The 16,878-nt window shown below is 73.7% G+C and carries 15 protein-coding genes; 8 read left to right on the top strand and 7 right to left on the bottom strand.

Features of this window, described 5'->3' with window-relative positions; all coding sequences use genetic code 11:
* Positions 1-99 precede the first annotated feature (99 nt).
* The 3 genes from IF99_RS0124965 to IF99_RS0124955 form a co-directional block, all read right to left on the bottom strand.
* Positions 100-1,011, bottom strand: a complete 912-nt coding sequence (locus tag IF99_RS0124965) for an RICIN domain-containing protein (RefSeq protein WP_158716653.1) — start codon at positions 1,009-1,011, stop codon at positions 100-102.
* A 181-nt stretch (positions 1,012-1,192) separates the two neighbouring features.
* Positions 1,193-3,241 (bottom strand): hypothetical protein, encoded by a 2,049-nt coding sequence (locus IF99_RS31155; protein ID WP_158716652.1) that lies wholly within the window; start codon positions 3,239-3,241, stop codon positions 1,193-1,195.
* A gap of 859 nt (positions 3,242-4,100) precedes the next feature.
* The gene (locus IF99_RS0124955) at positions 4,101-4,481 is read right to left on the bottom strand and encodes a winged helix-turn-helix transcriptional regulator (RefSeq protein WP_030999561.1); all 381 of its coding nucleotides are present in this window, start codon (positions 4,479-4,481) and stop codon (positions 4,101-4,103) included.
* An 85-nt stretch (positions 4,482-4,566) separates the two neighbouring features.
* Between IF99_RS0124955 and IF99_RS0124950 the strand changes: the two genes are divergently transcribed.
* A complete protein-coding gene (locus IF99_RS0124950) occupies positions 4,567-5,496 on the top strand; it encodes an NADP-dependent oxidoreductase (protein WP_030999560.1) in 930 nt (309 codons plus the stop codon).
* Between the two features lie 230 nt (positions 5,497-5,726).
* Here the strand turns inward: IF99_RS0124950 and IF99_RS0124945 are convergent, their stop codons facing one another.
* Entirely contained in the window at positions 5,727-6,692 is a 966-nt protein-coding gene (locus tag IF99_RS0124945) for a pirin family protein (RefSeq protein WP_030999558.1), read from the bottom strand.
* An 88-nt stretch (positions 6,693-6,780) separates the two neighbouring features.
* On the opposite strand from IF99_RS0124945, the gene IF99_RS0124940 reads away from it, so the two are divergent.
* The 4 genes from IF99_RS0124940 to IF99_RS0124925 are packed head-to-tail and all read left to right on the top strand — an operon-like array spanning position 6,781 to position 10,492.
* Positions 6,781-7,461, top strand: a complete 681-nt coding sequence (locus IF99_RS0124940) for an ABC transporter permease (protein ID WP_030999556.1) — start codon at positions 6,781-6,783, stop codon at positions 7,459-7,461.
* Complete coding sequence (locus tag IF99_RS0124935; RefSeq protein ID WP_030999554.1) at positions 7,458-8,132, top strand: ABC transporter permease; 675 nt, start codon at positions 7,458-7,460, stop codon at positions 8,130-8,132. The genes IF99_RS0124940 and IF99_RS0124935 overlap by 4 nt, the downstream gene beginning before the upstream one ends.
* Positions 8,129-9,097 (top strand): ABC transporter substrate-binding protein, encoded by a 969-nt coding sequence (locus IF99_RS0124930; RefSeq protein WP_030999551.1) that lies wholly within the window; start codon positions 8,129-8,131, stop codon positions 9,095-9,097. The genes IF99_RS0124935 and IF99_RS0124930 overlap by 4 nt, the downstream gene beginning before the upstream one ends.
* A 21-nt stretch (positions 9,098-9,118) precedes the next feature.
* The gene (locus IF99_RS0124925) at positions 9,119-10,492 is read left to right on the top strand and encodes a carboxypeptidase regulatory-like domain-containing protein (RefSeq protein WP_030999550.1); all 1,374 of its coding nucleotides are present in this window, start codon (positions 9,119-9,121) and stop codon (positions 10,490-10,492) included.
* A 116-nt stretch (positions 10,493-10,608) separates the two neighbouring features.
* Here the strand turns inward: IF99_RS0124925 and IF99_RS0124920 are convergent, their stop codons facing one another.
* Together IF99_RS0124920 and IF99_RS34140 are read right to left on the bottom strand one after the other, a co-directional pair.
* Complete coding sequence (locus IF99_RS0124920) at positions 10,609-11,769, bottom strand: ABC transporter ATP-binding protein (protein ID WP_030999548.1); 1,161 nt, start codon at positions 11,767-11,769, stop codon at positions 10,609-10,611.
* 26 nt (positions 11,770-11,795) lie between these two features.
* The gene (locus tag IF99_RS34140) at positions 11,796-12,299 is read right to left on the bottom strand and encodes a hypothetical protein (RefSeq protein WP_158716651.1); all 504 of its coding nucleotides are present in this window, start codon (positions 12,297-12,299) and stop codon (positions 11,796-11,798) included.
* Between the two features lie 395 nt (positions 12,300-12,694).
* Between IF99_RS34140 and IF99_RS0124905 the strand changes: the two genes are divergently transcribed.
* From IF99_RS0124905 to IF99_RS0124895, 3 genes are all read left to right on the top strand, one after another.
* A complete protein-coding gene (locus IF99_RS0124905; RefSeq protein WP_030999544.1) occupies positions 12,695-13,990 on the top strand; it encodes an alpha/beta fold hydrolase in 1,296 nt (431 codons plus the stop codon).
* 101 nt (positions 13,991-14,091) lie between these two features.
* Positions 14,092-14,658, top strand: a complete 567-nt coding sequence (locus IF99_RS0124900) for a helix-turn-helix domain-containing protein (protein ID WP_199806559.1) — start codon at positions 14,092-14,094, stop codon at positions 14,656-14,658.
* A gap of 181 nt (positions 14,659-14,839) precedes the next feature.
* Positions 14,840-15,793, top strand: coding sequence for an NADPH:quinone oxidoreductase family protein (locus IF99_RS0124895; protein ID WP_030999540.1), 954 nt, complete (start codon positions 14,840-14,842; stop codon positions 15,791-15,793).
* A gap of 130 nt (positions 15,794-15,923) precedes the next feature.
* Here the strand turns inward: IF99_RS0124895 and IF99_RS0124890 are convergent, their stop codons facing one another.
* Positions 15,924-16,556: a hypothetical protein gene (locus IF99_RS0124890; protein WP_030999538.1), complete on the bottom strand. Its 633-nt coding sequence runs from the start codon at positions 16,554-16,556 to the stop codon at positions 15,924-15,926.
* Positions 16,557-16,878 lie beyond the last annotated feature (322 nt).

The raw sequence follows: 16,878 nt of genomic DNA, 5'->3' as shown, positions 1-16,878 counted from the left end.
CACGGCCCGTCCGGCACAGGACGTGCGAGGGCCCGGCCGGGAACTCCCCGGCCGGGCCCCTACGGAGAGCCGGCGCCGTTCAGTCCGCCTTGCCCGCCCTCAACTCACCACGGTCCAGCGGCTGTCGGCGTCCGTACCGCATTTGTCGAGCTGGAGCTGGGCCGCGCGTTTCGTGGAATCGTCCTTGACCTCCATGCACAGGTTGTCGCTCGCCAGATTGCGGATGCGCACCGTGCCATCACCCACCGGGTCGAGCCACCACTCCTGGTTGTCGGGGGTCGCGGTGTTGCAGACCCCCTCGACGAGGGCAGAGGCGGGGGAGAGGCCCTTGTAGCCGGGCAGGTCGATGCACAGATCGTCCTTGACGTTGATGAAGGACACGAGGTCGGCACCGCCCGGCCCCTCGCCAGCGCGCCGCACGACCATGCTCCACACCTGGTTGTCCTTGGCACTCCCATCGCAGTAGTACTGCATGATGCGGGAGTTGACCTTGCCCTTGCCGTAGCCGCTGACGTCGGCGCACATGCCGCTCTTCGCGTTCTTGAGCAGCACGCGGGAGTGCCCCGCCGCCAGCAGCTTGTTGACCGTACCGGCCGCCTTCTTCTCGGCCTTCGGCGAGGGCGAGGACGAAGGCGAGGGCGAAGCCTCGCGCGGCGGCGCCGCGACCACCGCGGCATCGCTCCCGCGCGCCGGAGGATCGGCGGGCTTCGCCGTCTCCTTGGGCTTCTCGCTCGGCGAGGCCGGCGCGGAGGGCGAGGTGGGGACGATCCGCCGCTGCTGGGCGGCCTCCTCAAGAGCCACCTTCTCCTTCGCGTCCTGGTCGGACTGGTAGCTGCGCCAGGCCCCGAGGCCCATCGTGGCTCCGGCGGCGAGCGCGAGCACGGCCGTCGCCCCCGCGACCTTCGTGCCCACCCGGGAGCGGTCCCCCGGTTGCTGGGCGGTCTTGGTCAGCGCGTCGACGAAGCGTGCCCGCTGCCGACGTTTCGAGTCGTCCTGTTCTGTATCGCTCAACGTTCGTCCCCAAGTCAACGATGCTTCCAGTTACCGATGGCCGGCCGCCTGCTTCCGTGCCGGACCGCCTTGCACCATCATTCCCGGCCGCGCCTTCCGCGCCTTCCGCGCCTTCCGCGCCGTCCCTGCCGGGCCGCACGCCGGGGCGGGGGGGCCCGGCGTCCGTGGTCCAACGGTCGGTTCACCGGACCTCGACTCCGTACAGCATCCGCTCGCGCAGGAGTTCCGCGGCCTTCGCCAGTGCCTCCGCGTGGCGGCGTCGGTAGGTGCTGAAGGAGAGCCGCGCGCGGCTGGCCGCCGCCCGCTGGCTGCGCCGCTCGCCCAGATACGTGATCTCCAGGACTTCGCCGAGTTGTGGCTGCCCCGCGTACTCGGACAGCCGTCGCACGGTCTGGACGAGCACCTCGCGCAGCGCCACCGCCTCTCCTCCCGGCGGCACCAGACGGGTCGCCAGCAGCGGGCTGTCGGCGAGCAGCCGCAGGTCCTGCGCGTTGCGGTAGGCGTCCTTGACGGCTTCGACGAAGACCGGCCAGGCCATGTCCTCCTGCGCGGGGCCGCTCGACGGGGCGTTAAGCGCCGTGGGGTCGTCGGTGAGCAGCCGCTCGCACAAGCTCTCCGCCCACGCGGCGAAGCCCGTGCCGCGCCAGTCCCGCACGTACGGAAGTACCACCTCGCCCTGCCGGTCGGTCACCGGCTCCTCGGCCCGCTGCCCGTACAGGCCGAGGAGCGTGGACAACCCGGACTGCCTCAGGGGGACGCACGTCCAGCTCACCGCGAGGCGCGGCACCGTGGCCCACAACGTGGTCAGCGCGAAAGCCGTCGCTGCCGGGGAGCCGGTGCTCCACCGGGCGAGGAGTATTCGCTCGCCGCGTCGCAGCGGCGCCTGTTCCCGCGTACGGGCAAGCGCCGCCTCCGCGACCGGGTCCTCGGGCAGCCCCGTCGCCCCCGGCTCCAGCCAGGGGGCGCAGAGGACGGCGGCGAGGGCTCCGCCCTCCTCGGCGATCGAGAACGCGGACGGCTGGCGTTCCCACCAGGCGCGTGCCGTGGCGGCCGCCGCCGCGCCGTGTTCGGTGCCGAGGGCACGGAGGACCGCGTCCTTGTCCTCGGGGCGGGCCGAGCGCAGGTGAAGCCGGTCGGACCCCTCCCAGTCCACGGCTTCGCGCACCGCACGGCTGAGGCTGCCCAGGTGGGTCAGGCCCGCCCCGAGTGCCCAGCGTCCGCCGGTGCGCTGCGTCAGCCGTTCCGTCAGATGCGTGTGCAGAGCCCGGTACAGGCGCTCGTACCTCTCCAGGCCCCGCCAGCGCAGGTCGGCGAGCAGTGTCCGGCGCACGAGCGGGTGCGGCAGCAGCCCCTCCGCGGTGCTCTGCACGAAGGAAAGGCCGCGCAGCCAGTCCCCGAGCGCGTGAGCCTCCGCCACCGGCACGTTCAAGGTGTGCCGGATGAGTTCCTCGGTCGTGACCCGCGCCAGGGCCAGCACCGCGAGGGCGTCGCTTCTGGCAGGAGTCGGGCTCTCGCGCAGCAGCAGGCGCAGCAGTTCGCCCACCAGCTCGGGCGACTCCTCCAGCGGGCCGCTCGGTCCGGTGCCGTCGGCCTCGGCCTGCTGGCGGGCCTCGGCGAAGAGCGCGAGCGCCAGGGGAAGCCCGTACGCCGCCCGTATCAGCGGGGGAACGGACGCTTCGGGCACACATCGGTCACGCAGGAGTGTTTCCGCTTCGTCGTCGCTCATCGGGCCGAGTACGGCCGTGTGGAGCACTTCCCACCACTGCGGATCGGTGCGCCACTCGGCCGAGGGCGGCCGCCGGGCGCCGACCAGGACCGGGCGCCCGGCGGGCAGTCCGGGCAGGTAGACGTCCCGGAGCCACGCCTCCAGCGGGCCGAGCAGTTCCGCCGAGTCGATGACGAGCAGTTCGGGGTCCTCCGGCCCGCCGGGCGCCCGCAGCGCGCTGAGGAAACCTTTCGGCGTCGGCGCCGTACTGCGCATGTCCACGAGGCGCACCGCCTTGCCCGCCTCCCGCGCCTCTGCGACGAAGAGGCGCAGCAGCGTGCTCTTGCCGACACCCGCCATCCCGTGCAACCACAGCACTCGGCAGTCCGGCGACGTCCCGAGCAACGAGTCCCGCAGCAACTGCAACTCGGCCACCCGGCCGGTGAAGAGCCGCTGCCGCCGGGCCGAGGCCATCCCCGCGCGGGGGTCGGCCGGTCGCACCTGGGGGGAGAGGGCTATGTGCATGGTCCACCTGTCGGACTGCTCCGGGCGCCGCAGAAGCGGGGCCCGAGGAGTGGGGGAGGGGAGAACAGACGCTGCTCGAAGGAACTCGCGGGAGGCCGATGGCGCGGCCCTCCACCGCGGAGCGCCCATGGCATGGCGCTACGGGCACACAGCCACCGGACTGACCCGCCTCGCGGGCCCGTCCCGACGCCGCCACTCCCGCCCGTGTCCGAGAACCCCATGCGTCATGGAAAGGACCGTACCTTCTGCCGTGCCCCTCTTCCCGCTTGGTAAACCGATTAAGTATCACGGGCGCAGTCCGTTTTCTGCCCGGTTCGCCCCGGACGGGCGGGGGCCGCGACCCCGGCGGGCGCGGACCGAGTAGCGCCGCCGGGAAGGAGCGGGGGCGGGTCGTCGACGGAACTCCGCGAAGGCCCTGGCGGCGGGCCTCGGGGGGCTTCCCGGAGCAGTCACGTCGGGGCCCATGGAACCGAGCGGAACAACGGGGTGGTCCGGGGCCCCGGACGGGGCAGCCGGCCGCTCGCACCGCCGACCGAGGGAATCCACCGCCGCGGGTGAGCGTGACGAGAAGAGACCACGCGGCGGGGGGCTGGAGCGCGCCCCATACGAACGCGATCTCCGCGTCGACCTTCGGCTGGAGCGGTTCACCGACTGGTACGCATGCCCGCTCCTCGACCCGCATGTCCGCGAACAGCGGCCCCGAAGTCCGGTTGTTCCATGCCCGGTTGCCGCTGCACGGCGGGGGAGGTGAGGCCGATCGCCCTCGGCCGCGAGCGCGTTTCGGAGGCCGTCCGCGGTCCCTCGCCGTTCACCCGACCGCGCTCCTGGCGGCCACCGGGGCTCAACCCGTGCCGGGCCGCTATTCGGCAGCAGCGACCGGCTCGGCATGGGCGTCGAGCGCGTCGAGCACCGCGTCGCCGTGCGCCCTCGCCCACTCGGTGAGCGCCTGGATCGGTTCGGTCAGCGTCGCCCCGAGCGGGGTCAGCTCGTACTCGACACGGGGCGGGACCTCGGCGTAGGCGTGGCGGCGGATGAGCCCGTGCGTCTCCAGCCGCCGGAGAGTCTGGGTGAGCATCTTGCGGGAGATGCCGCCGATCAGCTTGATCAGCTCGCCGTGGCGCACCGGGCCCTCGCTGAGACCGGCGAGCACGACCACCGTCCACTTGTCGGCGATGAGCTCGACGGCCAGACGCGCCGGGCAGTCGGCGAGGAAGAGGTCACCGGGACCGAAACCGCTCATGGCGCCCAAGGTACCCGCCTCGCAGGCACCCGCTGGTTCCTGTGGGAGACCTAGCTTGGGTGCTCCCACCAGAACCAGGAGAGTCATGCGAGTCATCACCCAGCAGACGCTCGGCGGTCCCGAGGTGCTCAGCATCGTGGACGCGCCCGAGCCCCACCCCCTTCCGACCGAGGTGCTCGTCCGCGTCAAGGCGATCGGGCTGAACCCGCTGGAGGCACGCCTGCGCGCCGGCGAGTTCCCGCTGCTCGGCAGGCCACCGTTCGTCCTCGGCTGGGACATCAGCGGTGTGGTCGAGGAGGCGCCGCAGACGTGGCGCTTCCGGCCCGGCGACGAGGTGTTCGGGATGCCGCTGTTCCCCCGGGCCGCGAGCGCCTACGCCGAGGTCGTCTCGGCGCCGGCCCTGCACCTGGCACGCAAGCCGGAGTCGCTCTCGCACGTCGAGGCGTCGGCGCTGCCGGTCGTCGGGCTGACGGCGTGGCAGGGCCTGGTCGACCTCGGCGGCGTGAGCGAGGGCGACCGCGTCCTGGTCCACGGCGGTGGTGGCGGAGTGGGCCACGTCGCGATCCAGATCGCGAAGGCGCTCGGCGCGCACGTGATCGCGACCGCCAGTGGGAGCAAGAGGACGTTCGTGGAGGGCTTCGGCGCCGACGAGGTGATCGACTACACGCGGGCCGATTTCACCGAGACCGTCCGCGACATCGATGTCGTGCTCGACACCATCGGCGGCGACACCGCGGCGCGGTCGCTCGGCGTACTCCGCCCCGGCGGTCACCTGGTCACCGCGGTCGCGGAGGAGGACGGGGAACTGGCCGCCAGGTACGAGGCGGCAGGCATGCGCTTCAGCGGCGTCGCGGTCGACCCCGACCCGTTCGCCCTGCGCGGTCTCGTCCAACTCGTCGAACAGGGCAGGCTCCGGGTCCACGTGCAGGAGACGTTCCCGTTCGAGCGCGTCGCCGACGCGCACCGGTTGCTCGACGGCGGTCACCTCCAGGGCAAGCTCGTCCTTACGGTCTGATCCCCGTGCGGGGCCTCGCGTGAGCGAGGCCCCGACGAGCCGTTGCAGGACGGAATCCGCTCCCGCTGCCCGGTACATGCGGGCATCGGGCCGCCCCAGTGCGTAGGTCCGCGTGGTACCAGGCGCGTCCAGCGGTCCGCCGCCTGCCGCACCGTGTTCGGACGGAACCGCCGCCGCTCCGGCGTCGTGGGGCGTCGACCCGCGTGCCGAGCAAGGCGGGCGCGGTCCGTTCAGCGCACGCGGCCCCGGGGCTCCAGCCTCCCGGGCGGCAGTTCGGGCGCGTCCAGCCGCCTCCCGTCGTACCCCTTGACCTCCCCGAACCGCGACCCGCGCGTCCAGTCCTCCCGCGCCCGGGTGATGTCGTCCTGCGACCTGCCGATGAAGTTCCACCACATGAGCAGTTTCTCGGCGAAGGGCTCACCGCCCAGGAGCATCGCGCCCGCGTCCGACACGGCCCGCAGCGGCAGGCTCGTGCGGCCGCAGCCGAGGTAGAGCATCGACCCCGGCACGACGGGCACCCCGTCCACGGACAGCTCGCCCGACATCGCGAGGACGCCGTACTCGAAGTCGGGGTCCAGCGGCAGGCTCGCCTCGGCCCCCTCGCGCAGCGCGAGGTCCGCGCCGACGAGCGGCGAGTACGTCGTACCGGGCGACGTCGCCGAGTCGAGCGTGCCGAGGACGACGGTCGCGTCGAGGCCCGGCGCCGTGACGTGCGGGAGGTCCGCGTGGTGCTCGAAGTGCGCGGCCACGTGGCGCGCCTCCTCGGGCAGCGCCACCCACAGCTGGGCGCCGTGCAGGTAGCGGGCGTGCGGGCGGGGGCTCTCCTCGGAGTGCGAGATCGCGTTGCCTGAGGTCATGAGGCCCAGCTCGCGCGGCCTGATCGTCTGGAGCGAGCCGAGCGAGTCGCGGTGCAGCACCTCGCCCTCGTGCAGCCAGCTCACCGTCTGAAGACCCATGTGCGGGTGCGGCGGAACCTGCATCCCGGGCTCGTCCGCGATGTCGTCGGGCCCGTAGTGGTCGACGAAGGCCCAGGCGCCGATCATGCGGCGGCCGAGGTTCGGCAGCAGCCGCCGTACCTCCGTCGACTCGCCGAGCGGCACCCGACGCGGGCTCAGCAGCTCGCGCACGGGAGCCGCGCGGACGTCCTCGCGGCCTCCGCACGGCTTCGGCACGGGGTGGGTGTCCAGATTGCTCATACCGCCCAACCTAACGGTCCCCACCGCACGCCACCCGGACGGTCCGCCCGAACGTGCCCGCGCCCCGCGCCCCCGCTGGAATGGGGAGGTGAGTGCCACCCCCGCCACCCCCGACGACTGCCTCGCCCGCAACGAGTGGATCTGCGGCACGTACCTGACCACCCGGCGGCACGTGCTGCTCGACGCCCTCGCCCAGCACGTCGAGCTGACCGCCGCCGCCGTCGGCATCGCGCTCCTCATCGCCGTCCCGCTCGCCGTCCTCGCGCGGCGGCTGCGCTGGGCCGCCGGGCCGGTGCTCGCGCTCACCACGGTGCTCTACACGATCCCCTCGCTCGCGATGTTCTCGCTGCTCCTGCCGGTGTACGGGCTCTCGGCGACCCTCGTCGTCGCGGGCCTCGTCCTGTACTCGCTCACGCTCCTGGTCCGCAACCTCCTCGCCGGACTGCGCGCCGTGCCCGAGGAGACGCGGCAGGCCGCGCGCGGCATGGGATACGGGCCGCTGCGTCTGCTCCTCGCCGTCGAGCTTCCCCTCGCGCTGCCCGCCGCCTTCGCGGGCCTGCGCATCGCGATGGTCTCGGCCGTCTCGCTCGTCACCGTGGGCGCCATCGTCGGCTTCGGCGGCCTCGGCAACCTCATCTACCAGGGCATGAACACCTACTTCAAGGCCCAGGTGCTCACCGCCTCGGTGCTGTGCGTCCTCCTCGCGATCGCCGCCGACCTGCTCCTGCTCCTCGTCGGCCGCCTCCTCACCCCCTGGACCCGCGCGTGAACGTACTCGGCGACACCTGGGACTGGCTGAGCGACCCCGCGCACTGGTCGGGGGAGAACGGCATCGCGCACCGCCTCGCCGAACACGTCCTGCTGACCCTCGTCTGCCTGCTCATCAGCTGCCTCCTCGCGCTCCCCGTCGCCCTCGTGCTGGGCCACATCGGGCGCGGCGGCGCCCTCGCCGTCAACCTCGCCAACATCGGCCGCGCCGTCCCCACCTTCGCCGTCCTCGTCCTCCTCCTGCTCACCCCCGTCGGCAGACTCAGCGAGGGCCCCACCGTCATCGCGCTCGTCCTCTTCGCGGTGCCGCCCCTGCTCACCAACGCCTACGTGGGGATGCGGGGCGTGGACCGCGAGGTGGTCCGGGCCGCGCGCGGCATGGGCATGACCGGGTGGCAACTGCTGTGGCGCGTCGAACTCCCGCTCGCGGCCCCGCTCGTCCTCACCGGCGTCCGCATCGCCGCGGTCCAGCTCGTCGCGACCGCGACGATCGCCGCGCTCGCGGGCGGCGGCGGCCTCGGCCGCATCATCACCGCCGGGTTCAACCTCGCCTCGACCCCGCAGGTCGTCGCGGGCGCCGTGCTCGTCGCCGTCTTCGCGCTCCTCGTCGAGGGCGCCTTCGCGCTGGGGGAGCGGTGGCTGCCGGTACGGGAACAGGAGGCCGCCCGGTGACCCGCGGCCCGCGCACCGCACGGCCCCGCAGCAGGGGAGCCGCCGCACTGCTCACCGCGGCGCTCGTCCTCACCGCCTGCTCCACGGGCCCCTCCCTGGAGAAGCGCGACCAGGTCACCGCGCCCCCCGGCGACAGCAAGCAGCTCACCATCGGCTCGGCCGGTTTCACCGAGAGCGACCTGCTCGCCCACATGTACAAACTGCTCCTCGACAAGGCCGGGTACCACACCCGGCTGCTCACGGTCTCCAACCGCGAGCTGTACGAGCCCGCGCTCGAATCCGGGCAGATCGACGTCGTCCCCGAGTACGCGGCCACGTTCGCCGACTGGCTGAACGCCAAGAAGAACGGCGCCCACGCCAAGCCCGTCGGCTCGCCCGACCTGGACCGCACGATGCGCCACCTGCGCGCCCTCGCCGCCGCGCGCGGCCTCGACGTCCTCGACCCGGGCAGGGCGGTCGACCAGAACGCGTACGCCGTCACGCGCGCCTACGCGGACAAGCACCGCTTGCGCACCCTCTCCGACCTCGGCCGCGCGAAGCTCCCCGTCCGCATCGCGGCGGGCGACGAGTGCGCGACCCGCCCGTACTGCGCCCCGGGCCTGAAGAAGACCTACGGCATCGACCTCACCGCGATCGACCCCAAGGGCCTCGGCACGACGCAGGCGAAGAAGGCCGTGCAGGACGGCCGGGACCAGCTCGTCGCCACCACCACGACCGACGCGACGCTCGACGAGTTCGGTCTCGTCCTGCTCCGTGACGACAAGAAGCTCCAGAACGCCGACTACCTCGTCCCCGTCGTCAACCGCTCCCGCGCCGGCTCGCGCCGCGTCGCCACCGCGCTCGGCCGCCTCAACAAGGTCCTCACCACCGCCGACCTCGCCGACCTCAACCGCCGCGTCGACAGCTGGCGCCGCCTCCCCGAGGACGTCGCCCGCGACTACCTCGACCGCCACCACCTGCTCTGAACCCGTCAGGAAGGCAGCCCGATGACCGAGGAGACCTCCGAGCCGCGAGGCCGCGGCGCCGCGCTCACCGATCTCGCTCGCATCCTCGCGGGCGGCCTGTGGTTCCCCCTCCTGTTCTTCTTCGGCTTCCTGCTCTGCTACGCGCTGCCCTTCCACAACCCCACACCGCACGACGTCCGCGTCGCCGTCTCGGGCCCGCAGGCCGCCCGCGAGATCCGCGCGGGCTTCGGCAAGGCGTCACCCGGCGCCTTCGACGTCGTCACCGCCGGCTCGCCCGCCGAGGCGCGCCGCAAAGTGCTCGACCGCGACACCGAGGCCGCCTTCGCGGCCGACGCCGCCCGCCCCACCCTCTACCTCGCCAAAGCCGAGGGCGCCCTCCTCGAACAGGCCGTCACGACCGCCTTCCGCACCGTCGTCGAGCGCGGCGGCGGACAGCTCACCACGGTCGAACTCGTCCCCACCGCCTCCGGGGACACGAGCGGCACCGGGCTCTTCTACCTCACGATGTCCCTCAACATCTCCGCCTACATCGCCGTCATGATGCTCATCCGCGCCCACCTCACCCGGCGCGGCAAACTGCTCACCCTCGTGTGCCTGTCCGCCTTCATGAGCGTCGTGGCGTATCTGATCGGGCGCGGCCTCGACATCGTCCCCGGCGAACCGCTCGGCATCCTCTACCTCTTCCTGCTCTCGCAGGCCGTCGCCTGGGTCACCTACGGGCTCGTCCCCTTCGTGAAGCAGTTCCTCCCCGGCGTCGCCATCACGCTCTTCGTGCTGCTCTCGATCCCGTCGAGCGGCGGCGCCATCCCCTACCAGATGGTCCCCGCCTTCTTCCGTGCCCTGCACCCCGTCTTCCCGCTCGGCAACGTCATCGAGGCGCTGCACGGCATCTTCTCCTTCGACGGCAAGGGCGTCCTGCGCCCGACGCTCGTGCTCTGCGCGTGGCTCCTCCTCGGCCTGCTGCTCGTCGCGCTCGGCGCCGTGCTCGCCCGGCGCAAGGAACACGAGCACGCCGGGGCGGCGGCGCCGGAGGCACCCGTCGAGGACCCGGCCCTGGAGGCCCCGGTGCCGCATGCCGTCACCCCCGGCGCGCACGACCCCTTCGGCGAACGCGCGGTCGTGCTCGGCGGCGAGGTCTTCCACGACGACGGCCGTCCCGTGCCCGGCGTCTTCATCACCGTCCTCGGCCACGACGGCCATCAGCTCCTGCATACCGTCACCGACGAAGACGGCCGCTGGGGCGCGGCCGGACTGCCCGAGGACTGGGTCACCGTCCTCGCCCTCGCCAAGGGTCACCGTCCCGCGGCGAGCCGCGTCCTGCCCCGCGAGGGCCACGTCACACGCCAGGACTTCGTCCTCGCGACCCCGAGCGCCCACGCGGTACCGAGCGCCTGACGCCTCCGAGGGGGTACGGGGAGCGGCGGCAGAAGGGGGTACGGGGGAGGGGGCGCTGTGCGCATCGGGACGCCGTCCCGTCTCGCGCCGCCGCCCCGCCCTCCCCGTGCCGCCCCTCAGGCGTCCGCCACCGACGCGAAGTCCACGTCGCCGCGCTGCACGCCGCGCGCGTCCGCGTCCACCGAGCGCCGCAGCGCCTCGTGGAGCTTCCCCGGGGTCAGGACGCCGAGGAAGCGCGCCCCGTCCAGGACCGCGATCCAGCCCGCGTCGTGCTGGAGCATCTCGCCGAACGCCTGCTTGAGCGGGGCGCCCACCGGGACCCACGCGTTCATCCGGTGCGCCAGCTCACCGACGGCCCGTTCCCCGCCCCCGCTCACCTCGTCCACCCCGACCCAGCCGTGCAGCTCGCCCGCCTCGTCGAGCACCACCGCCCAGCGCGCCCCCTCGGCCCGCAGCCGCGCCGCGGCGCGCGCGGCCGGCTCGGACTGCCGCACGAGCGGTGGCTCCTCCAGGTCCTCGGGCCTGATCTCGGTCACCGAGAGCCGCTTCAGGCCCCGGTCCGTGCCGACGAACTCCGCGACGTACGGGGTCGCGGGGCGCCCGAGCACGGTCTGCGGCGTGTCGAACTGCTCGATGCGCCCGGGCCCGTACACCGCCATGCGGTCCCCGAGCCGCACCGCCTCCTCGATGTCGTGCGTCACGAACAGCACCGTCTTGCGCAGGCGCCGCTGGAGGTCGGCGAACTGGTTCTGGAGCCGCTCGCGCACCACGGGGTCCACCGCGCCGAAGGGCTCGTCCATGAGCAGCACGGGCGGATCGGCCGCGAGCGCCCGCGCGACCCCGACACGCTGCCGCTGCCCGCCCGAGAGCTGGTGCGGATAGCGCGGACCGTACGTCTTCGGGTCGAGCCCGACGAGGTCGAGCAGTTCCGTCGCGCGCTCCCTGGCCCGGCCCCGCTTCGTGCCGAGCAGCGTCAGCACCGTCGCCGTGTTGTCGAGCACCGTGCGGTGCGGGAAGAGGCCGGCCTGCTGGATGACGTAGCCGATGCGGCGGCGCAGCGCGACGGGGTCGACGTGCGCGATGTCCTCGCCGTCCACCTCGATGCGCCCCGAGGTCGGCTCGACGAGCCGGTTGACCATCATCATGGTCGTCGTCTTGCCGCACCCCGAGGGTCCGACGAGGGTGACCAGCTCTCCCTCCGCCACGTCGAGGGAGAGGTCCTGCACCGCCACCGTTCCGTCCGGGTACCGCTTGCCGACGCCCTCGAAGCGGATCATCGGGCGCCGCGCGGCCGCCGTGGCGCTCATTTCCCGCCGAGCGGTACGTGCAGGCGGCGCGGCTCGTGCACCCCCTCGGCCCGCTCCGGTCCGATACCGCTCGTCGCCGACGGCCCCGAGACCCACGTGCGCGGCCGGTGCGCGTCGAGCCGGGCGAGCGCCCACGGCACCGGGGCCGCGAGCCGCCCGGCCGTGCGCACGACGCCCGGCACGAGCGTGATCCGCCGCCGTCCCCGCCCGTGCCCCGCGACCGCCGCCGCACACCCCGTCCCGGCGACCGCCGCCGCACCCGTCACGACCGCCGAGACCGCGTTCCCGCTGCTCACCGCCATTCCTCCTCCCGCGTACCGCTTCCGGTCCCGCCCCACCGGTCGCGGAAGGGCTCCACCGGTCACCGGGGCGGGTTCCCGCTGTCCGTCCAGGCCCGCCCGGGGCCCGGTGGGCGAGACGCCTTCCTCCGCGCGCGGGAAGGGCGGCGTGCCGAGGAGGATGCCTCCCGGTCTCCTCGGGGCGGGCTGAAGGATGCTCATCCAGCGGCTCCTCTCATGTACTGGACAGGATCTCCGCGAGGGGGACGGGGCGCATCCCGGCGTCCATCCGGCTCATCGTGTCCCCGAGGTGCGGGAAGCATGAGGTGCCGGCCGCGCACCGCGCCTGCGCTCCGGCCGTCACCGCGCACTCCGCCCCGGTCGCGGCCCCGCGCCGCCGACACGTCCGGCCGCGAAGGCGCCCCGAAGCGAAGGCGCCCCGCCGCACGGGCCCGCACCTACCCGCCCGCTCCCTGAGCCGATCGGGCGCCGCGCCCGGGCGCGCGGGCTCCGGTGCCGCCGCTCGCCCGTCCGTACCGGCCGAGCCGGGGGGCAGGTCACCCGGGCCGTGTGCTGAACTGGGAGCGACCAGGCCCCACCACCCCGGCAGGAGCACCATGGGCGCCACGTACCGCCAGCCCGGCGTCGTCCTCACGGACCGCATGTTCACCGTCCCGCTGGACCACGAGCGACCGGACGGGGAGCAGATCGAGGTCTTCGGCCGGGAAGTGGTCTCGACCGAACAGGGCGGTGGCGAGCGGCCCTGGCTCCTCTACCTGGAGGGCGGCCCCGGCAACGCGGCGCGCCGCTTCGTCGGCCGCGAGGCGTGGCTGGGGCGTGCCCTGAAGGACTACCGCGTCCTCCTCATGGACCAGCGCGGTACGGGCCGCTCCACCCCGGCGAACCGGCAGACGCTCCCGCTGCGCGGCGGTCCGCGCGAGCAGGCCGACTACCTCACCCACTTCCGCGCCGACTCCATCGTCAGGGACGCCGAACTGATCCGGCAGAACCTCACGGGCGGCGCCCCCTGGACCGTCCTCGGCCAGAGTTTCGGCGGCTTCTGCGTCACGCGCTACCTCTCCAGCGCCCCCGAGGGCCTGAGCGCCGCACTCGTTACGGGCGGCCTGCCCTCGCTCGACGCCCACGCCGACGACGTCTACCGCGCCGCCTACCCCCGCGTCGAACGCAAGGTCGCCGCGCACTACGCCCGCTACCCGCAGGACGTCGACCGGGTGCGCCGCGTCGCCGAGCACCTGGCCGAGCACCGCCCCGTCCTCAACGGCGGCTACCGGCTCACCGTCGAGGCGTTCCAGTCGCTCGGCATCGTGCTCGGCGGTGGCTCGGGCAGCCACACCCTGCACTACCTCCTGGAGAACGCCTTCGTGCGCACGCCCACCGGGCTCCAGCTCTCCGACGCCTTCCAGGAGGCCGCGCAGGCCGCCCTCTCCTACGCGGCCCACCCGCTCTACGCCGTCCTGCACGAGTCGATCTACGCCCAGGACCACCGCCCCACCGGCTGGGCCGCCGAGCGCGTACGCACCGAGTTCCCGCAGTTCGACGCCGAGCGCGCGCTCGCCGGCGACGCCCCCGTCCTCTTCACGGGCGAGTCCGTGCACCCCTGGTCCTTCACGTGCGACCCCTCGCTCTCACCGCTGCGCGAGACCGCCGAACTGCTCGCCCAGCGCACCGACTGGATCCCGCTCTACGACGCGGGGCGGCTCGCCCGCAACGAGGTCCTCGTCGCCGCAGCCGTCTACCACGACGACATGTACGTCGACACCGCGCACTCGTTGCGCACCGCGCACGCCATCAAGGGTCTGCGCACGTGGGTCACCGACGAGTTCGAGCACGACGGGCTGCGGCAGGGCCCGGTGCTCGACCGGCTGCTCGCACTCGTGCGCGGGGACGCGTGAGCACGCGGCGGGCGGGCGGCCCGGCGGACGCGGGACCCGCCGCCGGGGCCGGTTCCGCCGCCGAAGCCCTCGCCGAGGACGGGGACGAGGCGTCCGAGCAGATCCTCGCCGGGGTCGGCGAGCGGCTGCGCGGGCTGCGCAAGGAGCGCGGCATGACCCTCGCCGCGCTCTCCACGAGCACGGGCATCTCCGTCTCGACGCTCTCCCGCCTCGAATCCGGCCTGCGCCGCCCCACCCTCGAACTCCTCCTCCCGCTCGCCCGGGCGCACCAGGTCGCGCTCGACGAACTCGTCGGCACCCGCCCCGTCGCCGACCCCCGCGTGCGCGCCGAGCCGATCGTCCGCCACCACCGCCGCATGTACCCGCTCAGCCGCCGCCCCGGCGGCGTCCAGGCGTACCGCATGGTCATCGAGGGCGGCTCGCGCGATCCCGAGCCGCGCACGCACGAGGGCTACGAGTGGATGTACGTCCTGCACGGCAGGCTCCGTCTCGTCCTCGGCGAGCACGACCTGGTCCTCGGACCGGGCGAGGCCGCCGAGTTCGACACCCGGGTCCCGCACTGGTTCGGGCTCCTCGACGACAACCCGGTCGAACTCCTCGTGCTCTTCGGGCCGCAGGGGGAACGGATGCACGTACGGGCGCGGCCGAAGCGGAAGACGGCGGACTGAGGCAGCCCCGGCGGCGGGCACCGTGCCGGGGGGTCTCCCGCTCGGCGGGCACGTGCGGCCGGTCTTCCGCTCACCCTTACCGACCGCTTAGTATGCCGCTCCACGGGTGGTCAGGCGGCAGCGGGCGCGCAAGCGCCGTGCCGGCCGGGCGGCCAAGGCGCGAGACAGGCGGGAGCGGGCCATGCGGGCATGGCAGGTGGCGGAGACCGGCGAACCGGAGCAGGTCATGCGGCTCGTCGAGACGGAACGGCCCGAGCCGGGGCAGGGACAGCTCCTCGTGGAGGTGCTCGCGGCCGACGTCAACTTCCCCGACGCGCTGCTGTGCCGGGGGCAGTACCAGATCAGGCCGCCGCTGCCCTTCACGCCGGGCGTCGAGCTGTGCGGGCGCACGGAGGACGGGCGCCGCCTCATCGGCACCCCCGTCCTGCCCCACGGCGGCTTCGCCGAGTACGCGCTCCTGGAGGAGGCGGCGAGCCTGCCCGCACCGGACGCCCTCGACGACGCCGAGGCGGCGGCGCTGCACATCGGGTACCAGACCGGCTGGTTCGGGCTCCACCGCCGGGCGCGCCTCCAGCCCGGCGAGACGCTGCTCGTGCACGCGGCGGCGGGCGGCGTCGGCAGCGCGGCCGTCCAGCTCGGCAAGGCGGCGGGGGCGAGCGTCATCGGCGTCGTCGGCGGCCCCGAGAAGGCCGAGGTCGCCCGCGCGCTCGGCTGCGACCTCGTGCTCGACCGGCACGCGGACGACATCATCGCGGGCGTCAAGGAGTTCACGGGCGGCCGGGGCGCCGACGTCGTCTACGACCCGGTCGGAGGCGACGCGTACGCGAAGTCCGCCAAGTGCGTCGCCTTCGAGGGCCGCATCATCGTCGTCGGCTTCACGAGCGGTTCCATCCCCGCGCCCGCGCTCAACCACGCCATGGTGAAGAACTACGCGATCCTCGGGCTGCACTGGGGGCTCTACGGGACGTACGCGCCGTCGGCGATCGCCGAGTGCCACCGGGAGCTGACCCGTCTCGCCGCCGAGGGCACCATCAAGCCGCTCGTCTCGGAGCGCGTCTCGTTGGAGGGCGCCGCCTCGGCGGTGCGACGCGTGGCCGAGGGGCGCTCGACGGGCCGGATCTGCGTGCTCCCCTGAGCCGAGGGGGGCGACCAGAGGGCCGCCGTGCGGTGTTCTGCCTGCCGCCCCACAGGGCGCCCGCGTGGCCGGGTGCACGTGGGCCCGCGCCGCCCGTGCCGTGGCCGCGATCCGGCCCTCCCGCCCCCGCTCAGCCGCGCCGTCTCCCCAGCCGTTCCCGCAGCCGGGCGGCGCGGGGGCGGGGGCGGGACTCGTCCGGCGCCGCGGGGGCCGGGACCCGTAAGCCGAAGTACGAGTTCGCGCCCCGGCTGCGGGCATCGATCTCGACGGCCGCGAAGCGCAGCGTGGCGGCCTCACCGTTCCGGGCGCGCACCACGTGCAGGGCGAGGGTGCCGTCGTCGTCCACGCCGGGGTGATCCGCGCCCTGCCGCGCGGGCCCGTCCACGCGCCGCATCCGGGCCGCGTCGACCGACTCGGCGAGCAACTCGTACTCGGTCGCCTCGTCGTGCCAGCGCACCTCGACGAGATCCCCCGCGAGGAGCTTCTCCGCGAGGAGGAGGTGGCCGTTGATGTCGTTGCTCCAGGCACGGACCGTCTCGGGCACCGCCCACGCGCGCTCGGCTGCCTCCACGAGCGTGCCCGGGGGTAGCCACGGCGCGTCGGGGCGCGGGTCGAGCATCCGCGAGAGCCATTCGGCGCGCTCCCGGAGCCAGTTCACGGCGAGGGGCAGTGAAGGGGCGCGGTAGGTGCCGAGCGGGACGCCGACCCTGGCCCCCGCGCTCATGCCATAAGCGGTGAGATGACACACGAACTCTTCGTGCACAGCAGGCAGTCCTCCGCGTCGGCAGCCGCGATTCCCTCGCCGTCTGTGATTATTCCGCCTCACGCCCTTCTCATTCCGCTCAATTCCCGCCACATTTGCACGGCAATTGCCGAGAGCCGTGGACGACGCGGAAACCGCGAAAACCGGTGGCTGCCGTCTCGCTGACCAGGCGTGAGGTGACGGGTCTTGCGGAATCCGGGGAGCGGATGCCTGCATTCCGCCGCTAAGTGTTGTCCCGTAAATGATCTTCAGGTTGCCTCGGTCATGGCTGGCCTCTGTACGGCCCGCTCGCTTATCCGGCGAGGGCGAGGTTGTGCATGCG

Source organism: Streptomyces sp. NRRL F-5630 (assembly GCF_000719475.1).
In the GTDB taxonomy this organism is placed as follows: Bacteria; Actinomycetota; Actinomycetes; order Streptomycetales; family Streptomycetaceae; genus Streptomyces.
This window is presented reverse-complemented; position numbering and strand designations above follow the sequence as displayed.